General features: G+C 69.4%; 22 protein-coding genes. 9 read left to right on the forward strand and 13 right to left on the reverse strand.

What is annotated here, in order from left to right; all coding sequences use genetic code 11:
• Positions 1 to 85: 85 nt before the first annotated feature.
• The 3 genes from D4740_RS03565 to D4740_RS03575 all read right to left on the reverse strand — a co-directional run bounded on the left by D4740_RS03565 (position 86) and on the right by D4740_RS03575 (position 2,199).
• Positions 86 to 502 (reverse strand): DUF2218 domain-containing protein, encoded by a 417-nt coding sequence (locus D4740_RS03565; RefSeq protein ID WP_119835534.1) that lies wholly within the window; start codon positions 500 to 502, stop codon positions 86 to 88.
• 182 nt (positions 503 to 684) lie between these two features.
• Positions 685 to 969 (reverse strand): putative quinol monooxygenase, encoded by a 285-nt coding sequence (locus D4740_RS03570; RefSeq protein ID WP_119835535.1) that lies wholly within the window; start codon positions 967 to 969, stop codon positions 685 to 687.
• 183 nt (positions 970 to 1,152) lie between these two features.
• The gene (locus D4740_RS03575; RefSeq protein WP_119835536.1) at positions 1,153 to 2,199 is read right to left on the reverse strand and encodes a Gfo/Idh/MocA family oxidoreductase; all 1,047 of its coding nucleotides are present in this window, start codon (positions 2,197 to 2,199) and stop codon (positions 1,153 to 1,155) included.
• 362 nt (positions 2,200 to 2,561) lie between these two features.
• On the opposite strand from D4740_RS03575, the gene D4740_RS03580 reads away from it, so the two are divergent.
• A complete protein-coding gene (locus D4740_RS03580; protein WP_119835537.1) occupies positions 2,562 to 3,134 on the forward strand; it encodes a hypothetical protein in 573 nt (190 codons plus the stop codon).
• Positions 3,135 to 3,910: 776 nt separating this feature from the next.
• On the opposite strand, the gene D4740_RS03585 is transcribed toward D4740_RS03580, so the two are convergent.
• Positions 3,911 to 7,123 (reverse strand): alpha-L-rhamnosidase, encoded by a 3,213-nt coding sequence (locus tag D4740_RS03585; RefSeq protein WP_119835538.1) that lies wholly within the window; start codon positions 7,121 to 7,123, stop codon positions 3,911 to 3,913.
• Between the two features lie 291 nt (positions 7,124 to 7,414).
• Between D4740_RS03585 and D4740_RS03595 the strand changes: the two genes are divergently transcribed.
• On the forward strand, positions 7,415 to 8,737 hold the full coding sequence (locus tag D4740_RS03595; RefSeq protein ID WP_119835540.1) for a glycoside hydrolase family 1 protein: 1,323 nt from the start codon (positions 7,415 to 7,417) through the stop codon (positions 8,735 to 8,737).
• Between the two features lie 293 nt (positions 8,738 to 9,030).
• On the opposite strand, the gene D4740_RS03600 is transcribed toward D4740_RS03595, so the two are convergent.
• From D4740_RS03600 to D4740_RS03625, 6 genes are all read right to left on the reverse strand, one after another.
• Entirely contained in the window at positions 9,031 to 10,362 is a 1,332-nt protein-coding gene (locus tag D4740_RS03600; RefSeq protein ID WP_119835541.1) for an MFS transporter, read from the reverse strand.
• A gap of 56 nt (positions 10,363 to 10,418) precedes the next feature.
• Positions 10,419 to 11,291, reverse strand: a complete 873-nt coding sequence (locus D4740_RS03605; protein ID WP_119835542.1) for an MBL fold metallo-hydrolase — start codon at positions 11,289 to 11,291, stop codon at positions 10,419 to 10,421.
• A gap of 14 nt (positions 11,292 to 11,305) precedes the next feature.
• On the reverse strand, positions 11,306 to 12,142 hold the full coding sequence (locus tag D4740_RS03610; RefSeq protein ID WP_119835543.1) for a class II aldolase/adducin family protein: 837 nt from the start codon (positions 12,140 to 12,142) through the stop codon (positions 11,306 to 11,308).
• Positions 12,143 to 12,248: 106 nt separating this feature from the next.
• Complete coding sequence (locus D4740_RS03615; RefSeq protein ID WP_119835634.1) at positions 12,249 to 13,829, reverse strand: rhamnulokinase family protein; 1,581 nt, start codon at positions 13,827 to 13,829, stop codon at positions 12,249 to 12,251.
• 23 nt (positions 13,830 to 13,852) lie between these two features.
• On the reverse strand, positions 13,853 to 15,043 hold the full coding sequence (rhaI, locus tag D4740_RS03620; RefSeq protein ID WP_119835544.1) for an L-rhamnose isomerase: 1,191 nt from the start codon (positions 15,041 to 15,043) through the stop codon (positions 13,853 to 13,855).
• A gap of 266 nt (positions 15,044 to 15,309) precedes the next feature.
• Entirely contained in the window at positions 15,310 to 16,599 is a 1,290-nt protein-coding gene (locus D4740_RS03625) for an MFS transporter (RefSeq protein ID WP_119835545.1), read from the reverse strand.
• A 542-nt stretch (positions 16,600 to 17,141) separates the two neighbouring features.
• Here D4740_RS03625 and D4740_RS03630 point away from each other — a divergent pair.
• A complete protein-coding gene (locus D4740_RS03630; RefSeq protein ID WP_119835546.1) occupies positions 17,142 to 18,149 on the forward strand; it encodes a LacI family DNA-binding transcriptional regulator in 1,008 nt (335 codons plus the stop codon).
• Between the two features lie 81 nt (positions 18,150 to 18,230).
• Here D4740_RS03630 and D4740_RS03635 read toward each other — a convergent pair whose 3' ends face one another.
• Complete coding sequence (locus tag D4740_RS03635; RefSeq protein ID WP_119835547.1) at positions 18,231 to 18,560, reverse strand: putative heavy metal-binding protein; 330 nt, start codon at positions 18,558 to 18,560, stop codon at positions 18,231 to 18,233.
• Positions 18,561 to 18,733: 173 nt separating this feature from the next.
• Positions 18,734 to 19,282: a SprT-like domain-containing protein gene (locus D4740_RS03640; RefSeq protein ID WP_119835548.1), complete on the reverse strand. Its 549-nt coding sequence runs from the start codon at positions 19,280 to 19,282 to the stop codon at positions 18,734 to 18,736.
• A 202-nt stretch (positions 19,283 to 19,484) separates the two neighbouring features.
• Here D4740_RS03640 and D4740_RS03645 point away from each other — a divergent pair, with 202 nt between their 5' ends.
• The 6 genes from D4740_RS03645 to D4740_RS03670 all read left to right on the forward strand — a co-directional run bounded on the left by D4740_RS03645 (position 19,485) and on the right by D4740_RS03670 (position 25,064).
• Entirely contained in the window at positions 19,485 to 20,501 is a 1,017-nt protein-coding gene (locus tag D4740_RS03645; protein WP_310732065.1) for a hemagglutinin, read from the forward strand.
• Between the two features lie 682 nt (positions 20,502 to 21,183).
• Complete coding sequence (gene cls, locus D4740_RS03650) at positions 21,184 to 22,722, forward strand: cardiolipin synthase (RefSeq protein ID WP_119835549.1); 1,539 nt, start codon at positions 21,184 to 21,186, stop codon at positions 22,720 to 22,722.
• Between the two features lie 45 nt (positions 22,723 to 22,767).
• A complete protein-coding gene (locus D4740_RS03655) occupies positions 22,768 to 23,679 on the forward strand; it encodes an alpha/beta fold hydrolase (RefSeq protein WP_119835550.1) in 912 nt (303 codons plus the stop codon).
• 206 nt (positions 23,680 to 23,885) lie between these two features.
• A complete protein-coding gene (locus D4740_RS03660) occupies positions 23,886 to 24,134 on the forward strand; it encodes a DUF4244 domain-containing protein (RefSeq protein ID WP_119835551.1) in 249 nt (82 codons plus the stop codon).
• A gap of 100 nt (positions 24,135 to 24,234) precedes the next feature.
• The gene (locus D4740_RS03665; RefSeq protein WP_119835552.1) at positions 24,235 to 24,549 is read left to right on the forward strand and encodes a TadE family type IV pilus minor pilin; all 315 of its coding nucleotides are present in this window, start codon (positions 24,235 to 24,237) and stop codon (positions 24,547 to 24,549) included.
• A 134-nt stretch (positions 24,550 to 24,683) separates the two neighbouring features.
• Positions 24,684 to 25,064, forward strand: coding sequence for an Rv3654c family TadE-like protein (locus D4740_RS03670; RefSeq protein WP_182911330.1), 381 nt, complete (start codon positions 24,684 to 24,686; stop codon positions 25,062 to 25,064).
• A gap of 108 nt (positions 25,065 to 25,172) precedes the next feature.
• Here D4740_RS03670 and D4740_RS03675 read toward each other — a convergent pair whose 3' ends face one another.
• A complete protein-coding gene (locus tag D4740_RS03675) occupies positions 25,173 to 25,979 on the reverse strand; it encodes an LppM family (lipo)protein (RefSeq protein WP_147392838.1) in 807 nt (268 codons plus the stop codon).
• Between the last annotated feature and the right edge of the window lie 41 nt (positions 25,980 to 26,020).

Here is a 26,020-nt window from a genome sequence, read left to right on the forward strand (position 1 = left end):
GGTGGGCTTGCCTGTCGTGCTCCTGCGTCCAGTTCCTGCGTCCAGCCGGAGGCGCTGGCCTGCTGGTCTGGCGGGCAGCGTGCTCCTAGCGCCTGCGGCTCAGGCGTTCCACGTCCTCCTCGGACAGAGGGCCCTGAGTGGTCCCGGCTGAGCCGTCCTGCCGTGTCCAGGAGACAGCCAGGCCGTCGCGATAGCCAAAACGGGCCAGGTGGGAGCCGACCACCTGCTCCAGACGCTCCTGCTCGTCCTTGGCGGCCGACAGCGCCATGACCAGGGTGTCAGCCTCGCAGGTGAGGTCGACGACACCGGTCACCGGGCCGTCGAGATCGAAGGCCAGCCGTCCGGTGGACGTGGTGTCGTTCCACTCGGCCTGGATCTTGCGGGTCATGTGGTCCACGAGCTGCCGCCCGTAGCGTGACGGGCTGCTCGTGGCGACGCGGGCGGTCGAGTGGTGGTCGAGGACAGGGTGATCCGTGCTGTGGTGTGGTGGGCTAGTACTCATAAGGGAAGAATAACCTGTGTGGTGCGGAGGTCGCCAGCAACGTGCAGCGGGGCTGGCGCCGCTGACCGGGGTGGCGCGGAAGTGGGTATCGAGGTCGCCCTGGCTCGGCCCGGTGAAGACGAGGACCCCGCCCCGTCGCCCCGGGGCCTTGACTGGCAGCAGGCGGCTGCCTGATACATCCGTCAGGCTGCTACGTACTGGACGATCGAGGGCTCCCCCTCGGCAAGCAGCAGCAGGCGGGAGATGATCGTGGTGAAGTGCTGCGAGGCGCTGTGTGCCTGGAGCGCGGCGTCGTCCCTCCAGGTCTCCAGGAAGGTCAGGCGGGTGGGCTCCTCACGCGAGCGCAGCAGCTCGTAGGAGATGTTGCCGTTCTCGGCGCGCGAGGCTGACACGAGGGGCTGAGCCGTCTCGATGAACCTGTCGACCTGGTCGGAACTGACCGCAAAGGTGGCGATGACGTGGATCATAGGTGTCCTTCCTGCGATGTGGGACGGGTGGGTGTGCGGTGCGCGTGGAGGCGGTGGTCACGTACCCGGAGGAACGACGGCACCGGGGCATTCTGCAAGGTGCCCGCACAGGTGCGATGCGCCACTGTGATGCCGGGCGGGCCTGGTCCTCAGGCTTCTTGCAGCCAGGTCCGGGACCGCCGCCTACCTCAGGTCCTTGACCGCGTCCTCAAGGATCCGCAGCTGGGCCAGGGTCTCCTCGGGCCGCACCAGCGGCGGGGCGCCGTGGGCCACGGTCTCGTACAGGGCGTCGTAGAACATGGAGTAGGACGACCGCACGGTCTCCACCCGCTCCTCGTGCATGCGGCTGTCGTCGTCGTAGTAGCGCAGCGTGCCCCACTGCTCGGGCGTGTCGAGGCCGAAGTCGTCGTGGCCGGCCGGGAGGTAGAAGTGCTTGAGGTCGCGCTCCTGCTGGTCTTTCTCCACCTTGATGAAGGTACCGCGGTCGCCGTACACCTCAAAGCTCGGGCGCTGGATAGCGGCCGTGTAGCTTGCTGCCGCGGTCGCCTTGATCCCCAGGTCGTCGTAGTAGAGGTCGAAGTCGAAGTACAGGTCGGGACGTCCTGGTCCGTAGAGCTGGCGGGCCTCGGCGTGCCAGCGGTCGGGCACGCCGAGCCAGTCGATGAGCTGGTCGACGCAGTGGCAGGAGTGGCCGTACACGATACCTGAGAGGCGGTCGTAGACGCCCGTCCTCCCGTGCTCAACGAACTCCTCGCGCCAGTAGTCGTAGTGCGTGACGATCTCGAACACCTTGCCCAGCTTGCCCGACTCCATGACCTTACGCGCCGTGAGATAGTCCGAGTCGAATCGGCGGTTCTGGTAGCACTGGACGGTGACACCCTGGGCGTCGGCGAGCGCGTAGAGCTCCTCGGCCTGTGCCACGGTGCCGACGAAGGCCTTGTCGCACACCACGTGCTTGCCCGCCTTGAGCGCCTGCCGACTGAGCTCGTAGTGGGTGGAGTGCGGCGTGCTAATCTCCACCACGTCGATCTCGGGGTCGGTGAGCACGGCCTCCAGGTCACAGGTGTAGGTCACGTTGGGCAGTGCTGGCCACACGTCGTGCCTGATGTGGCGTGCGTGCACGGTCTTGACGCGGAACTTCTCAGGTAGCGCCTGCGAGAAGGGGATGTGGTACCGGTTGGTCCCCTTCCCGTTGCCGATGAACCCGATGCTCAGGATGCGCCTTGCCATGCGGTTGTCTCCTGCCGTTGTGGTGCTCACGACACTAGCACTCCCTTGGGTGTAGGAGACGGCCCGGCGTGGGACTGACCTTCGTGCTACTCCTGGGCACTTCCTCGGGGGGACGGACGGCGGTTGTCGACTCGTCCACGGCTTCGCCCCTAGGCCGAGGACGCCCCTGACCCATCCAGGGCTGCTTTGGCAGCACCGTCTCCGGGTCGTGGAACCGCAGGAGCCTCCCCAGCGGGAGACTGGCGGGGTCTGGCGGACTGCTGGGCCTGTGGCACCGACGTCATGGAGACCATACGTCCCGGGCGGCGGTGTGGTGGCGCCGGTAGACTTTTGTTCCCGAGCCTGATAACGAAAGGACCTGCATGAAAACCCGGTTCCTGGTGCTCACGGCTGTTCTGCTCCTGCCGCTGACGGCCTGTGCCTCCACTGCGGAGGACTCGGCAGGCGCAGACCCCTCCGTTCCGGGCGCCTCGGCCGAGGTGTCATCCTCGGAAGGCGCCGCTGCGGACGTCGCCCTGGAGGACCTGGTCAGTCTCACCCAGCCCGAGGGGACGCAGGACAACTCCCAGGAGGGCTACAGCATCATCTTCGTGGACCCGGACGACGACCTGGCTGGCAGCGGCGTCATCGACCTGGGGGCCGGTGAGCCGAGCGAGGACCAGGCTGTCTCTGAGATCGCTGCCGCCACGGACCTCGGGGAGTCGGACGTCACGAGCTCGGGCGCAGTGGACGTCGATGGCGAGGACGCCCAGGTCTACACCGGCACCACGCAGACCGATGGCCAGCACGTCGCGGTACGGGCAGCCATGGCTACACGCGAGGGCCGCAGCGTCGTCGTCTTGGTCCAGCGCACCGGGACCTCAGCCGACGCCGCTGCCTCCGCTGCCGAGAAGGACTTCCTCACCTTCGTCAGCGGCATCTCCTGGAAGGTCTGAGACGAGGTTGCCGACTCAGAGGGTCGGTACAGCAGCAAGGTCTGTGACCCTGCTGCTAGTGGTTGCCAGTGCTGCTGCCGTGGTCCGTGGCTCGCCAGGACCTGCGCTAAAGGACGTGCGCTAGGCGCTTGCGCTGGAAGGGCTCCAGCCTGTGGCGCAGCTGTGTCTGCCGGTGCCTCCACCGTAGCGGTACAAAGCTCCCGGTTCCCGGCCCGTCGGGGTAGGACATGTATGGCCGTTATGGGCAGGTCGGCTGTCTTTACGCAACGGTGCGCATGCACAAGTTTTATCGGCTGGTCTGGTTTTATCGGCTGGTCTGGCTGGGACGGGACCTTACGTGCCGGGTTGAGGTTCGGGGCGAGGAGGACGTGCTGTCTGCCTCTGTCCGCGCCCTGGGAGATACGGCTCTGCCTCTAAGCTGGGCTGTGCCGACACGCATGCTCTGAGGGGCCGCGAATCCGTCGGTTCGTCTTCCCCGCGCAGAACATGACTTGGCCCGTGTGCCCGGCACCGAAGGGCGCCGGGCACACGGGCCCAAGCCTCACGAGGGGCCTTCCCGCTCCCGGGCTCCCATGCACCCGGGGAGGTGGCCGCCTCCTTCGCCAGAGCGGCGTCACGCGGGCTCCCTAAGACCCGGCAACTCCTCGGAAGACGACCCGTCTCAGGGCTCCCCAACCCTCGGGGCCGGTTCCGTCCGGCGGCAAGAACTATGTAACCCTGCCACCCTGAAAGGAGCCACGACCGCTGTCTGAAAAACTCCTGGGAAGTACGGCTGGCTAGGGAGCCAGGTCCTCCACGACCTCGGACAGGGCCTTCCTCGTGGCCTCCATACCGGGGACGAAGCCGTACACGGTGGCGGCCTGCGCCACCACCGACACCGGCCGGTCCAGCTCGCGCCTGAGCAGGGAGGCGAGCTGGACCGGCGCGTCCTGGGCGTACATCGGGTGCCCCGCCTGCGTGGCCGCGTCGGCAAGACGCTGCCAGGCACGGGGGTCGTCCACGAGGTCACGGACCGTCCGGACGGCCCGGCTCGCGGCGTCGGAGCCAGCGTGGCTCGCGGGCAGCGTGACTACACGCTCGTGCAGGCCGTGCCCCACGGTCTCAGCCTCGGCTCCCGGCAGCACCAGCTCGGCCTGCGCTCCGACCGGAACCTGGACGCGTACGTGCAGCCGTCCGGCGTCGCTCCGCCAGGAGGCGCGCGCCGTCCCGCCTGGGAGGCGACGGACCACGCTCGCCGAGGAGAACCCGTGACCGACCTTCGGGGCCACCCGAAGCCGCCCGCCCCCGGGCGCGACTACCTCCAGACCCGCCAGGTCGCTCACCAGCCACTGGGTCACGGCCCCCAGGGCGTAGTGGTTGAAGCTGGTCATCTCCCCGGGGTTGACCGAGCCGTCGGGCAGCATGGAGTCCCAGCGCTCCCAGGTGGTTGTGGCCCCCATGGTCACTGGGTAGAGCCATGAGGGGCACCCTGTCTCCAGGATCAGGCGTGCCGCCACGCCGGGGTGCCCGCCCTGCACCAGAGCCGCAGGTACCAGCGGGGTCCCTACGAAGCCGGTCGAGATCCTGAAAGCCCGGGCGCGGACCAGGTCGGCCAGGCGGTCGCCAGCACCCTGGACGCGCTCAGGTGTGTCCAGCAGCCCCCATGCCAGGGCCTGGGCATAGACAGTGGCGCAGTCGGAGACGATAAGCCCGTTCGCGGTGACGTAGGCGTCCAGGTAGGCCTGGCGCACCTCGGCGGCCAGGGCACCCAGGCGCTGGGCGTCCTCGGGACGCCCCAGGGCCTCGTAGGTGTGGGCGACGACCTGGGCGGAGCGGGCGAAGTAGGCGGTGGCCACCACGTCGGGATCGGCCTTGGCAGCCGCAGGCTCCTGCGGCGGGGCGTCGGGGTCGAGCCAGTCGCCGAACTGGAAGCCGCCGCGCCACAGGCGTGAGGGGCCTGCGGCGGCGGCCACGCCCGCGACAAAGCGCTCCATCGCCTCGATACCAGCCTTCAGAACGCCCGTGTCGCCCGTGGCCTCGTAGATGGCCCAGGGCACCAGGGTGACGGCGTCGCCCCAGGCGCAGGTGAGCTGAGGGCTGTCCAGTACGTCGGGGACGACGACGGGCACAGCGCCGTCCGGAGCCTGGGCCGATACCAGGTCGCGGCACCAGGACGCCAGGAAGGCGCCCGCGTCATAGAGGGACAGGGCGGTGGGCGCGAAGACGGCGATGTCACCCGTCCACCCCAGGCGCTCGTCGCGCTGCGGGCAGTCAGTAGGCACGGTAATGAAGTTGCCGATGGTGGACCAGCGCGTGTTCTCCACCAGACGGTTGACCAGCTCCTGGTCGCAGGAGAACCAGGCGGAGCGCTCCATACCTGCTGAGACCACGCGGGCCGTGGCAGCCTCCATGAGCACCATGTCCGTACGGTCTGTGCTGGTAGCGGCCCCTTGACGGCCCGAGGTGCCTTCCTGGCCCGGGATGCCTGCGCGGTCTGCGCTGCCGGTGTCCTCACGCCTTGTCGGCTCCAGGCCCTCTACCTCGACGTAGCGGAAGCCGTGCTGGGTCAGGGTCGGGGCGAAGACCTCGGGGGTCTCAGGGGTGGCGGTACCCGCGAGGATGACCCGGTCGGTGCACTGGGCCCGCCTCAGCGGGCGGGTGCCGAGCTCGCCGTCCTCCATGACCTCGGCGTGGCGCAGGGTGATGGTGGTCCCGGGCTCACCCGAGGTAACGGTGAGGCGGACGTGTCCGGTGAGGTTCTGGCCGAAGTCCAGGACCTTCCTGCCCGACGGCGTGGTGATCACCTGCTGAGGCCTGAGCTCGCCGACCACGGTGGGCAGCGGCAGGATGGTGGGCTCCAGGTCTGCCTCGGGCAGGTCCAGAAGCTCCACCGGGGCCTCGGCGGCGACCTCCCCCAGGGCGGGCAGGCGCAGGTCGGTGGTCTGGCCGTTGTAGAGGTCGTTGGCGGTGACGTTGGAGGGGCGCCAGGTCCAGGCGGCGTCGGTGCCCACGACGGTAGTGGAGGTGCCGTCGCTGATCTCCAGCTGGGCCAGCAGCCACAGGGCCTCCCCGTAGACGCGGTCGCGCATGTACCAGGTCAGGTGCCCGCGGTACCAGCCGTTGCCCAGGACGACGGCGATCTCGTGCTCTCCGGGGGGCAGCAGCCCGGTGACGTCGTAGGTCTGGACCAGGAGTCGGTCCCGGTACTCCGTCCACCCGGGGGCGAGCTCGTGGGCGCCGACCCGAGTCCCGTCGACAAAGACCTCGTAGACCCCGCCTGCGGTGACGTGGAGGCGGGCTGAGGCAGGGGCACCGGTGGTGGTGCCGGTGGTACCGGGCCGCTGCGGCACCACGAGGCGGCGCACTAGGACGGGGGCGGCGTCCTCGCGCCGGTTGCCGGGCGCGCTGACGGGGCGGGCTGTCCAGTCACCTCGGTCGAGCAGGCCGGTCTCGACGACGGCAGGCTCGGACCACGCAGAGAAGGCGCCATCGGCTCCGGCGACGCGAACCCGCCATGTGGCGCGCTCGCGGGAGGACAGGGGAGCGGCGGGCCAGGGGACAAAAGTGGAGGTCGGGCCGTGCAGCGTGAAGGTAGAGGTCGGGGAGGCTGGGTCTTCTGGGCTGGCTGGCTCAAGCGGGTCGGCTGAGTCAACCGGGGCAGCGGAGGTCTGGGACGGGGCTGTCTTGGGTACCGGGACCGTGAGCGGGGACGTACGGGTCACCTCGACCTCGGCCACGGCCTGCGTCCAGCCGGAGGGGGCGGTGGGGACCTCCCAGGACAGGGACGGAGACGGTCCGGTTCCGCCGAGGACCTCGTAGCCCGGGCGGTGGTGGTCGACCCGTAGCCTGGTGGGCGCGGCCAGGTCGCCCACGGGGTCGGTGAGTCGGGGGGCGCCCTCGTCCAGCAGGGTCACCTTCTGTGGTGCGCGGGCCAGGCCGGTGTGGTGGGGGTGGTGGAGGTCGTCGTGCGCGGGTATGTGATCAGTGGACATCAGGATCTCCAGGGTCATCGTTGAACCGTTTCATGACTGTAGGTGCTCCCGGCTTCCACGTCAACAGCCGACTAGGAAGGGCTTGCTGCTCCAAAGGTGCGGGTAGACGATGCGGGTAGACAGAGAGAAACAGAGGGAAGGCGCGCAGAAGCGGCCGGGGTCGTGCAGGGCACAGCTACCCTGGTCCATACCCTGCCCAGTGGTGCTGGGCGTGACAGTCCCCGCCCTGGCTGTCACCTTGTCCTCCGTTCCCGGCTGCTCCCCGTCCTCTTCCTCACCTGACCCGGTCCTCACCACAGGAGACACTCCATGATTGACACCGACCCCTTTGCTACCTCCTCAGCACCCAGCCTGCCGCTGTCCGTGCCCGGCATCTCGTCAGCCACCCCGTTCCCCGAGGGCTTCCTCTGGGGCGCCGCCACCGCCTCCCACCAGGTGGAGGGCGGCAACACCAACAACGACGTCTGGCTCTACGAGCACGTGCCGGGCACCATGTACACCGAGTCCTCCGGCGACGCCTGCGACCACTTCACCCGTTACCGCCAGGACATCGCCCTGCTGGCCTCCCTGGGGCTCAACGCTTACCGCTTCTCCCTGGAGTGGAGCCGTATTGAGCCCGCTCCCGGGGAGTTCTCGGCGGTGGCCGTGGAGCACTATCGGGACGTGCTGCGCGCCTGCCACGAGCACGGGCTCACCCCGCTGGTGACCTACCACCACTTCACCTCCCCCCAGTGGCTCATCGCCCGCGGCGGCTGGGAGGACACCGGCACTCCCGCCCTGTTCGCCCGCTACTGCCGCCACGTCACCGAGGAGCTCGGGGACCTGTTCGACATCGTCTGCACCATGAACGAGCCCAACCTCGCCGTCCTCCTGGCGGAGATGGGCATGTGCGAGACCGAGCCCTCCCAGCGGCTCGGAAACCCCACCTGGGAGGGGGCTGCGGCGGCCCTGGGGACGACGCCGGACAGGGTGGCGGGATTCCAGCTCAGTGCCACCAAGGAGGCCTACGAGGTCAAGCTCGCGGCCCACCGCGCCGCCGTCGAGGCGATCAAGGCCGTCAGGCCCGCGATGCAGGTGGGGTGGACCCTGGCCAACTCCGACTTCCACGCCGCACCCGGCGGTGAGGAGCAGGTGGCGCGCGTGACCGAGGAGAACAACCTGCGCTACCTGCGTGCCAGCCAGGGCGACGACTTCGTAGGCCTCCAGACCTACAACCGCACCGTGCTCGGCCCCGAGGGTCCGGTACCACCGGAGCCGGGGGCCACCCTCAACCAGGGTGGTGAGGAGATCTGGCCCTGGGCCGTCGGGGCGGTGGTGCGTCAGGCCTGGGATGCGCTCCAGATGCCGATCTACGTAACCGAGAACGGGTTGAACACGGAGGACGACACCCAGCGGGTCGACTTCCTGCGCACCGCGATCGGCGAGGTCGGCTCCGCGATTGCCGAGGGGGTAGACGTGCGCGGCTACATGTGCTGGTCGGCCATGGACAACTTCGAGTGGGTCCTTGGCTACGGCCCCAGGTTCGGCATCATTGCGGTGGACCGCTCTACCCAGGAGCGCACGCCCAAGCCCAGTGCCTACGTGCTCGGCAAGATCGCCCGTACAAACGGGACGTGCCTGGGCGGGGACTGAGCCTGCCGGGGCCTGGCGAATCCTCACCGCAAGCCGATTCCGCTGGCATTCCTCATGGCCGGAGAGGCCATTATCCAGGTCGGCCGGGCCCTGGCGTGGTCGAGCTCCTTCCCAGCGGCTCCTTCGGTGCTGGTCAGGCCCGGGCGGGTCACGGCCACTCCCGTGGAGGCGTGCTGGTGGCCCACGGTCACTCGGGTGGGCGCGGGGGCGCTGGTCTCGGTAGCCGGGGAATCGGTGGTCGGGGGGTGCAGGCACTGGTTCTACGGTTTCTACGGTGCGCACGACGGCTTCTTTCAGCGTCTGGGCTCAGCAGGTACGGTGAAGTCGAGACCGGCCTCCTCCCCGGCGGCGACGTCGGCCTCGGCGTGGGCCTCGACGGCGAACTCGTTGCGCTGCGGCCCGTGGAAGGCCCACACGGCGACGGCGTAGCCGGTGGCGGCGATACCCAGCAGCCCCAGGTAGAAGAGCCTGGGCTCGGAGCGCAGGAGCACCGGTGTGACCGAGGCCGCCAGGGCCGCGACCACGCGGGCGACGGCGATGACGGTGCCCTGGGCGGTGGTGCGCAGCAGCGTGGGGAAGCGCTCGTTGGCCCAGACCTTCATGATCCCCTCGAAGGCGAAGGCGCTGCCCGCCATGTTGACCAGCTGGTAGGCCACGAGGGTGGCCAGTGAGAATCCGAAGACGGGATAGATGAGCAGCGACGTGAGGAACAGTGCCGCCCCGGCGTAGAAGAAGGGCATGCGCCTGGGGGTGTCGATGACCCGCATGGACCAGATCGCGAGCAGGATGATCGCCGGCATGGTCAGCAGGGCGATCCGGGAGTTGAGGGCGACGTCGACGTCAGCGAGGTTGACGGCGATCCAGGTGGTGAACTGCCCCCCGGTATTGGCCGGGATGTTGATAAGGGAGTAGAAGATGATGAGCGCGTAGAAGGGCTTGGCGTAGGGGCCGGTAAGCAGGGAGGTCAGTGAGGATCGCTGCGCCCGGACGGTGGCCTGGCCTGCCCGGCGCTCGGCCCGGGCCTCCAGCCAGGTGGTGGACTCCGGGAGGGACAGGCGTCCCAGGAGGGTGACGGCAGCGACCACGCCGACGTGGGCGAACATGACCTGGGCGCCCGTACGGCCCCAGTTGCCCACCACGGAGGAGGTGGTGATGGCCCCGATGATGCCCACTGTCCACAGGATGTTGGACAGGAGGATGATCTTGCCGCGGTTGTCGTCAGTGGCGGACTCGGCGATGGTGGCCAGAGACACCGGCAGGTCCGCCCCGGTCCCCAGCCCGGCCAGGACGGTCCCAACCAGCAGCAGGCTGAAGCCGGGGGCCACGACGAGGAGGACCGCACCGACCACGATCATCACCATGGTGACGGAGAAGACGTGCTTGCGCCCGAAGCGGTCCCCCAGCCAGCCTCCACTGAGGGCTCCCAGGGCGATGGAGAAGGTCAGGGTGCCGGAGAGCACACCAACCTGCTGGTCGGACAGGCCCAGCGCCATCTGGTAGATGGCAAAGGCGATACCTGCTGAGACGATCGTGCAGGCGTCGATGTAGGAGGCCATGCCGGAGACGATCCCCACCCACCAGGGGTTAGGGCCGGTTCGGGTAGCAGAAGTCGTGGTGGTAGTCATAGGTGTTCTCCTTTGAACGGGATGGGACTGGGCGGGTGTGGTCGTGTCGGGGGAGCTCACAGGCGGTGCGGGTCGTAGACGATGTTGGGGGCGTCGTCGGCAGGCGGGCCGGGGTCGCCGTGAGACCGTGTGACGGCACGGGCTACCAGGCCCCCCATGTCCTCGAAGCGGAAGGGGACCGCGTCGTCGTCACCTGCCAGGACCCGCTCGCACAGGGTGCGCAGGTCCTCCAGGACGGTCGGGGTGATCTCACCGCTGCCGTGGGAGACCAGGACCCGGTCGTAGCGTCTGGCAGCCCGGGCCGTGAGGCGCTCCAGCATGGCTGCATAGCTGGTGAGCGTGGAGCTCTCCGGTAGGAAGAGGAAGGTGAGTTGGTTGGCCGCGTCGCCGGTGATGAGGACTCGCTCCTCCTCCACCAGGAGGGCCACTGAGCCGGGGGTGTGCCCCGGTGCCTCCAGGACCTCGACGGTGAGGCCTCCCAGCCCGATGCGTTCGCCATCGTGCAGCGGTACCAGCCGGGTGGGGTCCACCTCCGGTGCCAGGACCGGGGCGGGAGCGTCGCCGGGTGTGTCGGCGTGGGCGGAGCGCACCGCGTTGTGGAGCCGACGGGAGGCAACCTGGTGCCGGGCCAGCACAGGCAGGTCGGCGGGGTGCATGTGCACGTCGGTAAGCCCAGAGGCGCCGAAGGCGTGGTCGATGTGGCCGTGGGTAAGGACCACGGTCAGAGGAAGGTCTGTCAGCGAGGTGACGAAGGCGGCCAGGTCACCTACCCCGTAGCCGGTGTCCACGAGCAGGGCGCGCTCGCGACCGGTGACCAGGTACATGTGGACGTCGCGCGGGTCGTGGATGCGTGTGATGTGGCGGCTCACCCGTGTGTCGGTGAATCCGGGGGCGAGGAGCTGCCGGGAGTCGGCTGGTGGTCTGCTCATGGGCACGTGAGTCCTCACAGCAGCGGGGTGCGCACGCCGAAGGCCTCGACGACAGCACGCAGCTCGGTGTCAGTGACACCCTCGCCCAGGTTGCCGCTGGTCATGTTGCGTACCTCGTACATGGCCCCGGTCTCGACGTACTCCACCGTGTCGACGGCGGCCAGAGGGGAGGTGTCGGAGCGCACCATGACGCCGTGCTTGGACCACACGACGATGACGTGGTCTCGCAGCGCCCTCACAGTGTTCTCCATGAGCTCCTGGCTGCCAGGCACCATGAAGTCCAGCACCTCCGCACCTGCGGGGACCTGCACGATGGTCTCCGGCTCCCACCGCAGGATGCGGCGGTTGAACTCACGGGTGCTGCGGATGTCCTTGATGTGGGAGAGCTGGACCAGGTGGGGCGGCTGGGCGTGGACCACCGCCTGGAATCCCAGCCCGCGCTGCTCCGCCTGGTCGTTGTGGATCGCCAGGTGGGAGTTGAACTCGCTGGTAGGGCGCTCGTAGGCCCGGTCGGGGTGGGTGTACCAGGTGGCGGTGGTGCCGCCGTCGTCCACGACGAAGGCCGAGATGGTGGCCTCAGGGGAGTCGGCGACGTCTCGCAGACGGCAGCCTGAGCCGGTGACCAGGACGGTGCGCCCAGCCAGGGCCGGGGCAGGCAGAGGCAGCCCGGTGGCCGGACGCACCTGCGGGAAGCGGCGCTCCAGCCCGAGGTCCTGCGCTCCGGCGTCGACGTAGACGGAGAGGTTACCGGCTCCGGCCTCCACGGCCGCCATGTGGTCCAGGCGGCGTCCGGCGGCGCCCATCTGGGTGAGGATCTCGTTGAGTGTGGGGTCCGTGGCTGTCGTGGTCATGAGGTGCTCCTTGGCATCTGGGTGGTCGGGGTAGGCGGGGTGGTTCATGGTGGTCGGGGGCGGTCCGGGCTGCCGTGGACAGGAGCGGGTAGGCCGTGCCGAGGGGTCAGGCAGTGGGGGCCTGTCGTCCGAGGAGCCGCTGCTCGGCCTCCTCCCAGGCGCTGGAGGCAGCGGGTGCGGGCTCGTAGCGGGTCAGTGTGCTGGAGGCCCGGACGAGGTTGCGCAGGTCGCTCAGGTCGCCCTGGACCAGCCCGGCCCCGCGCGCGGCAACCACGATGTTGCCCAGGGCGGTCCCCTCTGCGGGCCCGGCGACCACGGGCAGCCCGGTGGCGTCTGCGCACAGCTGGCACAGGAGTCGGCTACGGGTGCCTCCGCCGACCATGTGCACCACGTCCACCGACGTGCCCGACAGGGCGGTGGCCTCGCGCACGGCCCGGCGGTAGGCCAGGGCCAGGGAGTCGTCGATGCAGCGCACGTACTCGCCCGGGGACCGGGGGGCTGGCTGCCCGGTGGCTCGGGCGACGTCGTCGATGCGGGCCACCATGTCCCCAGGGGCGAAGAAGACTGTGTCGTTGACGTCGACCACCGTGCGCAGCGGGGCGGCCGCTGCTGCCGCCGCGTCCAGGTCCTGGTAGGAGGTCTCCAGGCCCTGTGCCCTCCACGTGCGCACCGCCTCGTTAAGGACCCACAGCCCCATAATGTTCTTGAGGTAGCGCACCGTGGCGTCCACGCCGAGCTCGTTGGTGAAGTTGGCCTGCCGGGAGGCCTCGGAGAGGACCGGGGCGTCCAGCTCCAGGCCGACCAGCGACCAGGTGCCGCAGGACACGTAGGCGAAGCTGCCTGGATCCCCCTCCCGGGCTCCTGCGCTGTCCACGGTCCTCCCGCTGCCTGGTGAGGTCGAGGCCGGTACGGCCACCACCGCGCTGGCCGTGTCGTGGGAGCCCACAGCGATGACGGGTACGGGAGAGCCTCCCGGTCCGAGCACGTCCAGGACCCCCCGGTCGATCGTGCCCACCACGGTGCCCGGCTCCACCAGGGCAGGCAGGACACCGGCCAGGTCCAGGCCCAGACTGGTGCGCAGGCGGTCTAGGAGGGGAGCAGACCAGGTGCGTGAGGAGACGTCGACCAGCCCCGTGGTGGAGGCGTTGGTGACCTCGGCGACCTTCTGGCCGGTAAGCCAGTAGGCCAGCAGGTCAGGCAGGAGCAGCAGGGTGCGGGCGTCAGGCAGTCCGCCGTCACGGGCCTGGGCCACCAGCTGGAAGACGGTGTTGAAGTCCTGGACCTGCAGGCCGTTGACCGCGTAGAGCTCATCGGCCGGGATCGTCTGGAAGAGGCGTTCCGGTGCTCCCCGCGTGCGCGGGCAGCGGTAGGAGGAGACCTGGCCGGTCAGGGCGCCGCGGTGGTCAAGGAGCCCGTAGTCCACCGCCCAGGTGTCGATCCCGACGGCGCAGAGCGGTCCCACCTCATGTGCTGCGGCCAGCAGGCCCTCGCGGACCTCGCTCCACAGGTGGAGCACGTCCCAGTAGAGCCTCTGCCCGTCGGCCGTGGGCAAGGGCACCGGGCCGTTGAGGAAGCGGCGGGTCTCGGTCAGGTGGACACGCCCGTCCTCAAGGGTGCCCACGATGACACGTCCGGAGGAGGCGCCCAGGTCAACGGCTGCGACGTGGACGGGCTGGGCGCTGGTCATGGCTGGCATGGTCGGCTCCCTCCTCAGGCGCCCCAGCCGGCGGCGGTGCCACCCACGCGCTCGGCGCGAATCTTCTCCAGGTAGCCAGAGCCCAGGAAGGCCTCCATGGGGTCGGGCGCCAGACCCTGGGACTCGCGCAGCTCGGCCAGCAGCGGGCGCACGTCGGTGCTGTAGGCGTCCATGAGCACCGCGTTGGCGCTCAGGACGTCACCGCTGGCCTGCGCGGCTGCCAGCGCCTCCCGGTCCACCAGGAGGGCCTTGGCGGTGGCCTCCTGGACGTTGAGGGCCGAGCGGATCTCCCCGGGGATCTTCTCTTCCAGGTTGTGGCACTGGTCCAGCATGAAGCCCACACCGGAGTCGGGGGCCAGTGCCCCGGCGGAGACGATCTCGTGCATGATGCGGAACAGCTGGAAGGGGTCGGCCGCGCCTACGATGAGGTCGTCGTCGGCGTAGAAGCGGGAGTTGAAGTCGAAGGCGCCCAGGCGGCCCAGTCGCAGCAGCTGGGCGACGATGAACTCGATGTTGGTGCCCGGGGCGTGGTGGCCGGTGTCCAGGACCACCTTGGCGCGCTCACCCAGCGCCAGGCAGTGCACGAGGCTCGTCCCCCAGTCCGGTACGTCGGTGTGGTAGAAGGACGGCTCGAAGAGCTTGTACTCCAGGACCAGCTGCTGGTCCTCGTCCAGGGCGGCGTAGATCTCTGACAGGGCCTCGGCCAGGCGGTCCTGGCGGGCGCGGATGGAGTCCTGACCGGGGTAGTTGGTGCCGTCGGCCAGCCAGATCTTGAGGGTGGGGGAGCCGGTGGCGCGCATGACGTCGATGCACTCCAGGTGGTGGGCCACCGCCTTGCGGCGGATCCTCTCGTCCGGGTTGGCCAGGGAGCCGAGCTTGTAGTCCTCGTCCTGGAAGACGTTGGAGTTGATGGTGCCGATGGTCACGCCCTGGTTCTCGGCATGGGCGCGCAGCGCCTCGTAGTCCTCGACCCTGTCCCAGGGGATGTGCAGGGACACGCGAGGGGTGACGCCGGTGAGGCGGTGGACCTGGGCGACGTCGTCGATCTTCTCGTAGGGGTCGCGCGGAACCCCGGCGGTAGTGAAGACCCGGAACCGGGTGCCTGAGTTGCCGAAGGCCCAGCTGGGCAGCTCGATGGTCTGGGTCTGAAGCAGGCTGAGGGCCTCTGCGCTGAGGTCGCTCAGTGAGGGGGTGGTGGACGGCATGGGTCTCTCCTGATCTCTGTGTCTTCTCTGTGTCTTCTCTGGGTCTCTGACGGTGCGGGTTGTCGGGGGTGGGGGCGGTGATGTGGAGGGCGGTTGCCCGGGAGGGCTGTGGACCTGTCGGTCTGACCGCTCCTGGGCGGGTCATCCCGGAGACAGGCCTGCTCGCGTGCCGGGGCTGGAGCTCCCGGACGACTGGGCTGGGGATGACGAGGAGGGCCTGATCGCGTGCCGGGGCTGGAGGGTCATGGTGGGTCGGGAGGGGCCTGTCAGGCGTTCTCGTTGGTGACGTGCTCCCCGTAGCGCTCCAGCTCGATGTCCTCCAGCGAGCGTCCCTGGGTCCGGGGCGCGCCGACGGTGCCTACGACCGTGGCCACCACGAGGAATCCGATGAGAATGAGGCCGTCGATCACCAGCCCGTTCTCCCGGGCCAGGATGACGGGGAAGATGAGGGAGATGAGGCCGGAGGCCAGGCGGACGACGAAGAAGACGATGCCCTGGGCGCCCGAGCGGTAGGGGGTGGCGAAGAGCTCGGGTGACCACACCGAGTAGAACGCCTGCGCCGACGGACCGGCTGACAGCCCCCAGATGATCGTGTAGCCGAAGGCGGTCCACGCGGCGTCGGAGGGGCCGAAGACCAGGACCACCCAGGACACGAGTGCCAGGGCGCCCCCGGCCAGGTAGTGCCACCGGTAGGGCACGCGGTCCACCAGCTGCATGAAGACCAGGGTGGAGACGATGACGAAGCCCCAGGACAGCATGGAGAACAGGTCGGTCTGGAGGGTCTCGTAGCCCATGGAGTCCAGGATGGTGGGCAGGAAGATGCCGTTCTGGCTGGCGGCCTGGTTCCAGCAGGTGTAGATGACGGCCAGGAAGACCAGGGCGGTGATGTTGACCCGCCGGGAGAAGAGCTTGCGGAAGGCCTGCCACATGGACGGCGGCCTGGCCTGGGCCCCGCCCTTGGCGGTCTGCCAGGTCCCGGACTCCTCCAGGCCACGGCGGATCCACCAGGTAGCCAGGGCGATGACCACCAGGTGGGCAAACACCAGGCGGGAGCCGAGCAGCCCCAAGGGGGTGAGCGCAGCAGCCAGGCCGAACCCCAGGAAGGGACCGAAGGACCAGGCCAGTTGGGTGGCGCCGATGTGCTTGCCTCGCTGGTTGGTGGGCGCGAGCTCGGCGATGTAGGTCCAGCCCGCGGGGACGGAGGCCCCCACTGCCAGGCCGATGATGACGAACCCGGTAAACAGCATGGGCAGGTTCGCCGTGAGGGCCACAATGATCCCGCCCAGGGCGTAGAGCAGCAGGTCATAGGTGTAGATGAACTTGCGCCCGTACTTGTCGCACAGCGGCCCGCCGATGAGGGCGCCGATGGCGGCGCCGAAGGCGTTGGCGCTGAAGGCGGCCAGGAGCCCGGCGACGGTGCCGTCGTCGTCGGGGAAGTAGGCCTGCCTCCAGAAGGTCAACGAGGTGGCGATGGCAATGATGGAGCCGGAGTCGATGTAGTTCGACATGGAGACGGCGGCGGTGGCCTTCCAGCCGGTCAGCGGTCTGCGCGCCATGGCCGGGGCCTCCTTGCTGGCGGCAGGTACGAGTAGCGGGGGACAAGCGTGGTGGAGCCGGTCATGGAACGTCCTTGTTCGTCGTCGGCGGGTCGCCAGCCCGCAGGCCGCTAGCCGGGCAGCGGGACGCCCGGTTGGTAGCCCGGGGGAGGCAGATAGGTGTGAATCGTTTCAACCAACGTTAGCACTCTCCTTTCGTCGTGGCAAGGTCGCTTCCGCCCACCTTGAGACGAGACACCCTGGGCGGGGAACGGGGGAGACTGCTGGGAGGAGTTGTTCAGGTGGTGGACACCTCCGGCAGGCTGCATATCTGACGGCGTCGACGGGCGGGCAGGCGCGGGCAGGCGGGGTGCCGGTCAGGGTGGGCTGACGGGGTCGGCGCCAGGCAGGCCAGGTGGGCGGGACGACATGCTCGGCGGCATCGCGGTCCTGCCGGGACGTTGTTGCCGCGCGCGACCCGGCCCGGTTGGCACTGGCTGCTTTTGTCAGGCAGACTCTGCCCGGTAGCGCCCCACAGACCGCAACTGACCCAGAGAGTGCCGATGCCTGCCTCCCGCCCCTCTGTCCGAGATGTCGCCAGGCTCGCCGACGTCTCCGTGGGGACCGTCTCCCACGTCCTCAACCACCCCGAGCGTGTGGCGACTGCAACGCGTGAGCGGGTGGAGTCCGCCATCGTGGAGCTGGGCTTCGTGCGCTCACAGACGGCACGGGGGCTACGGGCGGGATCCTCCTTCGCCGTGGGGGTTATTGTCCACGACGTCTCCAACCCCTTCTACACCGAGGCGGCCCGGGGGATCGAGGACCGCCTGCGTGAGGACGGCTGCGTTCCCATGCTGTGCTCCTCCGACGCCGACCCCGGGCGTGAACTTGACGTCATGCGCCTGCTGGCTGGGATGGACGTGCGCGGCGTCATCATCACCCCTGCGGCCTCGACCGTGGACAACCTGGGGATTCTCAGCGCGCGGCGGATACGGGTCGTCCTCCTGGACCATCCGCCGGTGGAGGGGGTCTCTACCGTCAGCGGGGACGACGTCGCTGGCGCTCGGTCGGCGGTCACCCACCTGCTTGACCGGGGTCACCGGCGTATCGGCTTCGTCAACGGCCCGTCCGTCATGAGGCAGTCGGCCGAGCGTCGCCAGGGGGTGCTGGCCGCGCTCGGTGCCGCAGGGCTGGATCAGGACGACGTGCTGGTGGAGGTGGAGCCTGTGGTGGACGGGAAGAGCTTCACCGCTGACGCCGGCGCCGTGGGCGCCGCGCGGCTCCTGGACTCCCGTCCGGCCCCGTCCGCCCTCTTTTGTGCCAACGACCAGATGGCCATTGGGGCGATGCGGGAGATCCGCCGCCGCGGGCTGGGCATCCCCGGCGACGTTGCTGTCGTGGGCTATGACGACATCCCTGTGGCCTCCCAGCTGATCACCCCTCTGACCAGCGTGAACCAGCAGATGCGCCAGATGGGCGCGGCGGCAGCGCAGATGCTGCTGTCCCAGGAGGGGGACAGGCACGAGGTCTTTGCCCCGGCCCTCGTGGTCCGTGCCTCGACCGCTGCCTGAGGGGCCTGCCGCCGCCCGCAGGGGTGGTTGCCGTTCCCAGCGGGGCGGGCAGCAGGGGGCAGATGCTACCGGACCGGCTGGTCAGCGGGGTGCGGAGAAGCGCACGGCGGTGCCCGAGGCCGTCACCATGAGCATGCCGTTGTCGCTGCCCAGCGTCTCGTAGTCGATGTCCACCCCGACGACGCCCTCGGCACCGAGCTCCTGGGCGCGCTGCACCATCTCGGCCAGCGCGGTCTCACGGGCCTGGAGGAGCTCGTTCTCGTAGGACTGAGAGCGGCCTCCCACCATGTTGCGGATTCCCGCAGCAAAGTCCTTGAACATGTTGACTCCCGCGATGGTCTCCCCGCACACCACGCGCAGGTACTGGGTGACAGGGTAGCCCTCGACCGTAGGGGTGGTAGTGACAATCATGGAGGCTCCTTCTGCCGCAGCCGGGTGGGTTCCCGGCGGGCGGCTCGTCGTGGTCTGGGAACATGGCCCGAGGGCATGACTCAAGGACATGGCCCGGGCTCGCCTCCCGGGACCCTGCCCGGGAAGCGACCCGAGTCAGTGTAGAGGCTGCGCCCGCGCACGTCAGGGCGGGGTCAGTGCCTACCTGCCGGGCTGCCCGCTGGAGCGGTGGGCTGGTGGCGGGCCTGGGCCAGGAGCCGGGCGTAGCGCTCGCCGATCTCCTCGTGTGCTACCGGCGCCCCGTCTACGGTCCAGGTCAGCAGGTGCCTCAGGCTGAAGTGGCGCGAGCACTGTGAGCACGACAGCGGTGTGCTCGGGCGCCGCATCCGGTCCACCTCGTGGCCTGCGGGACACGTCCCCACCCAGGAGCCGCGCAGCCGTGGTGCCTGTGGAGCGACGAGCCGCTTCCCGGAGGCGCCTATCCTGCGGGCCTGGGCCTGCCAGACGGCGTCGTGGCCGTGGTGGGCGCCCACGATGGCGTGGGCGATCTCGTGCAGGACGGTCTCGCGGACCTCCGCCTCCGAGTAGAGGGTCATGAGGTGGCGGCTCAGGGTGATACGACGGCGGGAGTGGTCGGTCTGACCGGCGCGACGCCTGGCGCGGTCCAGGCCTAGCTCCCAGTCGCCCACCCCGTAGGTCTCCATCAGGCGTCGTGCCAGTGTCAGGGCGTCGGGGGCGTGCACGGACCAAAGTCTAGCCGGTGGGCTGGCCCGGGGCCGACGGGGTCCCCGCCCCGGTGGCTATCGCTGCTTGTTCCAAGCGCCTGAGAGGCCAGGCCCTGGTCATGCCACCTCGACCTGCCGTCCTGTTACGTCCCGCCCTTCCCCTTGTTCTGCCCGGCTGCACCCTGTTCCTCGGCGCACTTGGTGTGACAGCATACTGCCGATGTCCCACTCCTCCACAAGCTCGCGCCCGCGGGCCCGCCGCACGGCCCGCGGCGCGGGCTCCTCACGCCAGCCGCGACGGCTGCGCGCCTCACGCCAGGGCGCGGTGCACCGCCGACGGCCCTCCCGGCGCGGCCCGTCCCGGGGGGCTCGCGGGTCCGGTGGGCTCGTGCACAGCCCGCTGGGGATCGTGGTCGGTGCCTTTCTTGTCACGGTCCTCGTGGCGCTGCTCGTGCTGCGGCTGGCGGGGCGTGAGGAGGTGGGTCTGGGCCAGGAGCCGGCGGGCGGGCCCGCTCCGGTTGTCCCGGACACAGAGGGCTTTGACGCCACTCGACTTATTGACGACGAGGTCTTCTACGACTCCGAGGCGATGTCCCTGGCCCAGGTCGAGGCCTTCGTCTCGGAGGTCAACAGCGGCTGCGTGCCGGGTCTGGACGGGACACCGTGCCTGGCGCAGGCTACCTTCGAGATCGAGCACCGGGAGCCGTCGTCCTGGTGTCCTCGCCCAGTATCGGCCTCCTCAGGCGGCAGCGCGGCCCTGGTGGTGTGGGAGGTGGCCCGGGCCTGTGACGTCAACCCGCAGGTCCTGCTGGTTCTTGTCCATAAGGAGCAGGGGCTGTTGACGGCCTCCGGTGCCTCTCTCAGCGCACGTGACTACGAGGCCGCTGCGGGCTACGGCTGTCCCGACGGCGCCGACTGCGACGGACAGTGGTCCGGCTTCTTCCTTCAGCTCTACGGGGCCGCTTCCCAGTTCCAGCGCTACCGTCTGGACCCCGGGGGATACGACGTGGTAGCGGGTGTGCCCGCCGAGGTCTCGTACTCCCCGCAGGCTGAATGCGGTTCCGCGCGGTTGACAGTCGCCAACCAGGCGACGGCCGGTCTGTACAACTACACTCCCTTCCAGCCGAACGAGGCGGTGTCTGTCGGCGGTGACGGCTGTACCTCCTGGGGAAACTGGAACTTCTACGGGTACTTTCGTACGTTCTTTGGTGACCCGACACCGTCCAGGTCCTCCTGAACCGCTGCGGGCGGCGCGTCGGCGTCCCTGAGGCGGGGCCTGGTGAGGCGGGTCTGTGACCTGTGGCTGGTCTGTCACCCGGCCCGGTAGACGCTGCGGTGGCGCGCCGGGACAGCCGGCAGTGGTGGGGTTCGGGTCTCTTGGTGCGAGCGCACATAGTGAGGGCGCTTATAAGAGCGTCATTCTTGTCGCCGATATTGATGGATATCGTTTTGTTGCAGGGCGTCACCGTTTTGATGCCCCTTTTTCAGGCTATATTCAGTGTTCCTTTAAGTATTCTTTCAGGGAATGTCGGCAGAGTTTTACTCACCGCTGGACGGGGGCTGCCGCGAGGTACTGGGGAGTACTGCTGACCGGTTGTCACCGAGTCCGGGCCACAGCCAAGGGAATGTGCCTGGGCGTCCCAGCGAAGGAGGACCCGCTGCCGAATGGGAACCGGTAAGCGACCTCGATGCGAAGGGCCCGTCCCCGGTTGGTCCATACCGGGAACGGGCCCTCGCCGTGTCCTGGACAGTGTGTCCTGGACAGTATCTGCGGTGCCTGTGCTGCCGGTTCCTGCAGGCGGGGAGCCGGGAGGGATAGCAGGGCGGTCAGGCCGTACCGGAGCACGCGTGCACGCGGCGGGAGCGTCCCGTACGCACCGGTGCTTCGTGCCTCGCCGACCTCGTGAGACTATGCGGCCATGACACTGCCGCTGCTCTCGCAGGCTACCTGGGCCGCCACGTCCTGGGTGGTCGTGGAGTACCTCATTAAGGTGGTCGCGCTGGGGGTGGTGCCAGAGAACCGGCGTCCGTCGTCCTCGACAGCGTGGCTGCTGCTGATCTTTCTGCTTCCTGTCGTGGGTTTTCCTCTGTACCTGCTTATCGGCAGCCCGTGGGTGCGCGGCAAGCGGCTGGAGCAGCAGAACGCTGTCAATGAGGTCGCCCTGAGGTATACCCGCTCCGTCCCGGACGTGCCAGCCGACGCGCTTCCCAGCAGCGCCGTGGCGGGAGTGCTGCGTATGAACCGCGAGCTGACAGGGCTGCCGTGCGTGACCGGTGAGGTAGTCGCTGTCCACACTGACGCGGTCAGCACCTACGAGCAGATGGCGCGTGCCGTCGATGCCGCCACCTCCTACGTCCACGTCGAGTTCTACATCATGAGCTGGGACGAGGTCACGGATGGCTTCTTCGCAGCGCTGGAGCGGGCAGCCTCGCGCGGGGTGACGGTGCGGCTCCTCCTGGACCACCTGGGCAGCCGCAAGTACCCGGGGTGGAGGAGCCTGGGCCAGCGTCTGAGCGACGCGGGTATCCACTGGCACCTCATGATGCCGCTGCTGCCGCTGCGGGGCAGATGGCGTCGTCCGGATCTGCGTAACCATCGCAAGATCCTGGTTGTCGACGGCGAGCGCGCCTTCGTGGGCTCGCACAACGTCATCGACCCGACCTACCGGCTGCGGCGCAACCGGTGGTCAGGGCGCACCTGGGCCGACCTGTCGGTCGAGGTCACCGGTGAGATCGTCCAGGAGGCCCAGGCTGTCTTCGCGATGGACTGGTACTTTGAGGCCGACGAGCAGCTGGCAGAGCTGGAGATGGCCTTTAGCGACCAGGCCCCGAGCTCCGCGTCACGCGGGGGGGCGGGCCCGCTGGTTGGTGCACCGGCATCTCGTCCGGGGCGGCCAGGTGCGGTCGTCAATGCCATGCAGCTGGTCCCCTCGGGGCCCGGGTACCCCACCCAGCCTAACCTGCGGATGTTCCTCGGACTCATCCACGGGGCACGGCACCGGGTGTCCATCACCAGCCCCTACTTCATACCTGACGAGGCCCTGCTGGCGGCCATGACTTCTGCGGCTTACCGGGGAGTCGAGGTGGAGCTGTTCGTGGGCAAGGAGTCTGACCAGTTCGTCGTCAACCACGCCCAGCGCTCCTACTACGGGATGCTGCTGGCCGCAGGGGTGAGGATCTACAGGTACCCGGCTCCCACGGTGCTGCACGCCAAGTACATGACGGTGGACGACGAGGTGGGGGTGATCGGTTCCTCCAACATGGACTACCGCTCCTTCGCGCTGAACTACGAGGTGATGCTCCTTGCCTTCGGCGGGGACATGGACGACCTGCTGCGGGCCAACGACGAGCGCTACCGCCGCGTCTCCTCCGAGCTGACGGCCCAGGAGTGGGCGCGTGAGCCCTGGTACCGTCGCTACGTGGACAACGTCTGCCGCTTGCTGTCGGCCGTGCTGTAGCCCCTCCCTCGTGCTGGGCTGTGCTCGGTGAAGGAGGATGGAGTCATGAGCTGTCTTGCACGTGTCGTGTCCGGTCCGGCCGATGGCCCGGTCCTCCTTCTCCTGCACGGTGTCACCGGATCGGCTGTCTCGCTGGCTGACGCGATTGAGCACTGGGCGGGGCTGGGCTACCGGGTGGTGGCTGTCGATGCCCGCGGCCATGGGCTGTCACCCCGGTGGACGCAGGGGGACCTGGCCCGGGCGGGGGAGGTCCTCGTCGAGGACGTCGTCGGCGTCCTCGACGAGCTGCGAGACTCCTGCGGACCTGGGACGCAGGCCGCTCTTGTCGGCGGGGGCGTACCCGAGGACGGGCAGGGGGCTGCTGGCTTCCGGGGCGGCGCGCCGGTGCTGGTCGGGCACTCCATGGGTGCGGCTACGGCGATGGCGGTGGCGGTGCGCTGTCCTGGGAAGGTAGCGGGGGTGGTCCTGGAGGACCCTGCCCTCTACGGCACGCGCACCCCCGAGGAGCTGGCCGTCCGGGGGGCCGCCCGGGAGCGTGCGCGTGCTGCCGAGGCTGCGGACCCGGCGGCGGGGGTGGCTCGCGGTGCCCAGGTGCTGCCCGACGCAGAGGTCCTGCCCTCGGTCTGGGCGTCCCAGCGATGTGACCCGGCGTTTCTTCTCAGCGGGGTGGTGGCCCCGGCGCTGCCGTGGCGGGAGGCGGTTGCGGCGCTGAGGGTGCCGACCCTGCTGGTGACAGGAGACCGCCCGGGAAGCGCCCGTGTGGGGCGGGAGGGGCTGGCGGTGGTGGAGGCCATAGCCAGTCCGTGGGTGGAGACCGTCCTTGTCCCCGGGGCGGGGCACCAGGTACGGCGTTCCTGCCCCAGCGCCTTCTACGACGCCGTGGACCGCTGGCTGGCGCGGCAGGCAGCGGCAGGGCGTCGAGGTGCCGGTCAGCATCCTGTCGGGGGGCCTGTCTGAGAAGCCCGGTGTCGTTCCTGCCGCAGGAGCTGCTTCCTCGCGGTGTCGCGGGGCGTCCCGGGAACCACAGGTGCGTGCGTGCGGGCAGCCTCCACAGGGCCGACGGCGGCGCAGGGACGACGTCCTTCGATGCGCTCAGCCTGGAGAAGCGGGCACGGTGCCCGCGGGGCGCCCCGACCGCGCCCCAAGCACCTAAGGAGGACTGTATGCGCAGGACGCTGGGCACGTTATGGGCGTGCCTCATTCTGACTCGGCCCGGGCTGAGCCAGTCAGCCCCTCGGGCTCTTGTCATGAGGGGGAGCAGGCATGGCGAGGAAGGCATGGCGACTGCCGAGTACGCCGTCGGCACCTTGGCGGCTGCCGCCTTCGCAGGCCTGCTCCTGGCCCTGATCCGCTCCGGTAGCCTCACCGGGGCGCTGCAGGCCCTGATCGAGTCGGCCCTGTCCGTGGGCTGATGCGATGTGTGGCTTCATCCCCAGGGAGACCGGCCCCGGGGTCCTCCGGCCCCGGGAGCAGGCAGGGAGGCAGGTCCCGAGGTGGCGGGAAGAGCGGGGCATGGTGACTGCCGAGCTGGCAGTGTCCCTGCCTGCTGTCCTTCTTGTGCTGCTCCTGACCCTGTCCGCGGTGAGCGCCGGCCTGGCCCAGATGCGGGTGGCCGACGCCGCCCGGACCGCGGCCCGCCAGGCCGCCGTGGGTGCCCAGGACGTGGAGGGCCCGGCCCAGGCCGTAGCGGACAGGGTGAGCCTGCGTGTCGAGACCGGTGAGCTGACGTGTGTCACCGCCTCCCGGCCCGTGTCCGGGCCGTTCTCGGTCCTGGGGCTGACAGTCACCTCCCGGGCCTGCGCCTACACGGAACCGGGTGTTCCGTGAGGGCAGCCGTAGGAGTCCTCGGAAGGCAGGAGCCCGGGAGGCACAGGCAGCCTCCTCCAGTGCCCCGGCCGGGACCGCAGCGGGAGTGCCGGTGGAGGTACTGGTGGAGGCGCTGGCAGGAACCTCTGCGGTCCGTGGCGTCGCGCCGGGTCTACGAGGACGACCGCGGGGCGGGGACCGTGACGGCGCTGGGGGTGGTGGGGGTGCTTCTGGTCCTGGCTCTTGGCGTCATCGGTCTCGCCCAGGCCCAGGCGGCCTCGGGCCGGGCGCGGACGGCTGCCGACCTCTCGGCGCTCGCAGGTGCCACGGTCGTCTCCTCGGTGACTGCGCCGGGAGATCCCTGCGACGCGGCCCAGCGGGTGGCGGGGGCCAACGGTGCCCGGTTGGGTGAGTGCACTGTCAAGGGGGAGGACGTGACCGTGAGTGTCACGGTACCGGTGGAGGTCCTGGGAGTTCCTCGTCACGCCCAGGCCCAGGCCCGGGCCGGCCCCCTCAACGCGCTCCCCGGCCTTTGAGCGCTCCTCTGGCTGCTGTCACTGCCACCATAGTGGCGACGGCCTGGTGGGCGCCCTCCTTCTGGTAGGCCGCCTCTGGAAGCGGGCGGCCTACCAGAAGGACGCCCGTCACTCCTGGCTCGTGTACTGGTGAGGCTGCTGCGGCTGAGCAGGCGGCTGCTGGTCCTGGTTGGCAGCAGGCTGTTGGAGAGGTGGCGGGCCAGGCTGTGCGGAGGGTGCCGTCCCCGTTGCGGGCGGCTCCGGGCTGGCTGGCGCTGCCCGATGCCTCCTTCTACGGCGTAGGAGGATGGTGGTGGTCACGGCCCCGACCACGGCCAGGAGCGCTACCCCGCCCAGAGCCACCCACGGCAGTGGCGAGAACGAGGAGTCCTCGGCCTGGGCGCGCAGCGTGCCCTCCTCCTCAAGGACGTCCGACCAGGTGACTGAGCTCCCGTCGATCTCAGCGTTCCCGGAGGCCTCAGTCACCTCTCCCGGGAAGGTAATGGTGAGGCTGACGTCCATAGGTCCGTAGAACGACTCGATGGTCTCCCGAGAGGTTGTCCCGCGGTCGAGCTCGACGACGTAGCTGCCCTCCTCGTGAGACACCGTCGTGCTGGCGTCCATCTCATCCAGGGGGACGTCAGCGCTGGTGATCTGGCAGGCGGGCTGGCCCTGGTGGTCGGTCCAGGTGAAGGCCGTCTCCTCGGCAGTGTCAGGGAGGGGGGCGGTGGCGCCCAGCATGTCGGACATTCCTTCCGCCGAGCAGTCCGTCTCCGACAGCGCGCTGTCCCACACCACGACCGAGGAGCGAACTGTGTCCTTGTCCCCGTCGATCGTCATGGTGATGTGAGCGTCGCAGGAGGTGAGAAGCAGCGCCGCAGAGGCAAGGAGTAAGGCCGCGGTGCAGCGCAGGCGCATGGGAGAACGTCTTGTCATGCCCGAATTCTTATAGGGATGAGGTGTGTCCAGGCAAGCTC

It is taken from the genome of Actinomyces sp. 2119 (assembly GCF_003591215.1).
Classification (GTDB): domain Bacteria; phylum Actinomycetota; class Actinomycetes; order Actinomycetales; family Actinomycetaceae; genus Actinomyces; species Actinomyces lilanjuaniae.

What these genes read in the sequence shown, in the direction of transcription:
- D4740_RS03565 (WP_119835534.1), bottom strand. Translation starts at nt 502, where the DNA reads ATGAGTACTAGCCCACCACACCACAGCACGGATCACCCTGTCCTCGAC.
- D4740_RS03570 (WP_119835535.1), bottom strand. Translation starts at nt 969, where the DNA reads ATGATCCACGTCATCGCCACCTTTGCGGTCAGTTCCGACCAGGTCGAC.
- D4740_RS03575 (WP_119835536.1), bottom strand. Translation starts at nt 2,199, where the DNA reads ATGGCAAGGCGCATCCTGAGCATCGGGTTCATCGGCAACGGGAAGGGG.
- D4740_RS03580 (WP_119835537.1), top strand. Translation starts at nt 2,562, where the DNA reads ATGAAAACCCGGTTCCTGGTGCTCACGGCTGTTCTGCTCCTGCCGCTG.
- D4740_RS03585 (WP_119835538.1), bottom strand. Translation starts at nt 7,123, where the DNA reads ATGACCCTGGAGATCCTGATGTCCACTGATCACATACCCGCGCACGAC.
- D4740_RS03595 (WP_119835540.1), top strand. Translation starts at nt 7,415, where the DNA reads ATGATTGACACCGACCCCTTTGCTACCTCCTCAGCACCCAGCCTGCCG.
- D4740_RS03600 (WP_119835541.1), bottom strand. Translation starts at nt 10,362, where the DNA reads ATGACTACCACCACGACTTCTGCTACCCGAACCGGCCCTAACCCCTGG.
- D4740_RS03605 (WP_119835542.1), bottom strand. Translation starts at nt 11,291, where the DNA reads ATGAGCAGACCACCAGCCGACTCCCGGCAGCTCCTCGCCCCCGGATTC.
- D4740_RS03610 (WP_119835543.1), bottom strand. Translation starts at nt 12,142, where the DNA reads ATGACCACGACAGCCACGGACCCCACACTCAACGAGATCCTCACCCAG.
- D4740_RS03615 (WP_119835634.1), bottom strand. Translation starts at nt 13,829, where the DNA reads ATGACCAGCGCCCAGCCCGTCCACGTCGCAGCCGTTGACCTGGGCGCC.
- rhaI (WP_119835544.1), bottom strand. Translation starts at nt 15,043, where the DNA reads ATGCCGTCCACCACCCCCTCACTGAGCGACCTCAGCGCAGAGGCCCTC.
- D4740_RS03625 (WP_119835545.1), bottom strand. Translation starts at nt 16,599, where the DNA reads ATGGCGCGCAGACCGCTGACCGGCTGGAAGGCCACCGCCGCCGTCTCC.
- D4740_RS03630 (WP_119835546.1), top strand. Translation starts at nt 17,142, where the DNA reads ATGCCTGCCTCCCGCCCCTCTGTCCGAGATGTCGCCAGGCTCGCCGAC.
- D4740_RS03635 (WP_119835547.1), bottom strand. Translation starts at nt 18,560, where the DNA reads ATGATTGTCACTACCACCCCTACGGTCGAGGGCTACCCTGTCACCCAG.
- D4740_RS03645 (WP_310732065.1), top strand. Translation starts at nt 19,485, where the DNA reads ATGTCCCACTCCTCCACAAGCTCGCGCCCGCGGGCCCGCCGCACGGCC.
- cls (WP_119835549.1), top strand. Translation starts at nt 21,184, where the DNA reads ATGACACTGCCGCTGCTCTCGCAGGCTACCTGGGCCGCCACGTCCTGG.
- D4740_RS03655 (WP_119835550.1), top strand. Translation starts at nt 22,768, where the DNA reads ATGAGCTGTCTTGCACGTGTCGTGTCCGGTCCGGCCGATGGCCCGGTC.
- D4740_RS03660 (WP_119835551.1), top strand. Translation starts at nt 23,886, where the DNA reads ATGCGCAGGACGCTGGGCACGTTATGGGCGTGCCTCATTCTGACTCGG.
- D4740_RS03665 (WP_119835552.1), top strand. Translation starts at nt 24,235, where the DNA reads ATGGTGACTGCCGAGCTGGCAGTGTCCCTGCCTGCTGTCCTTCTTGTG.
- D4740_RS03675 (WP_147392838.1), bottom strand. Translation starts at nt 25,979, where the DNA reads ATGACAAGACGTTCTCCCATGCGCCTGCGCTGCACCGCGGCCTTACTC.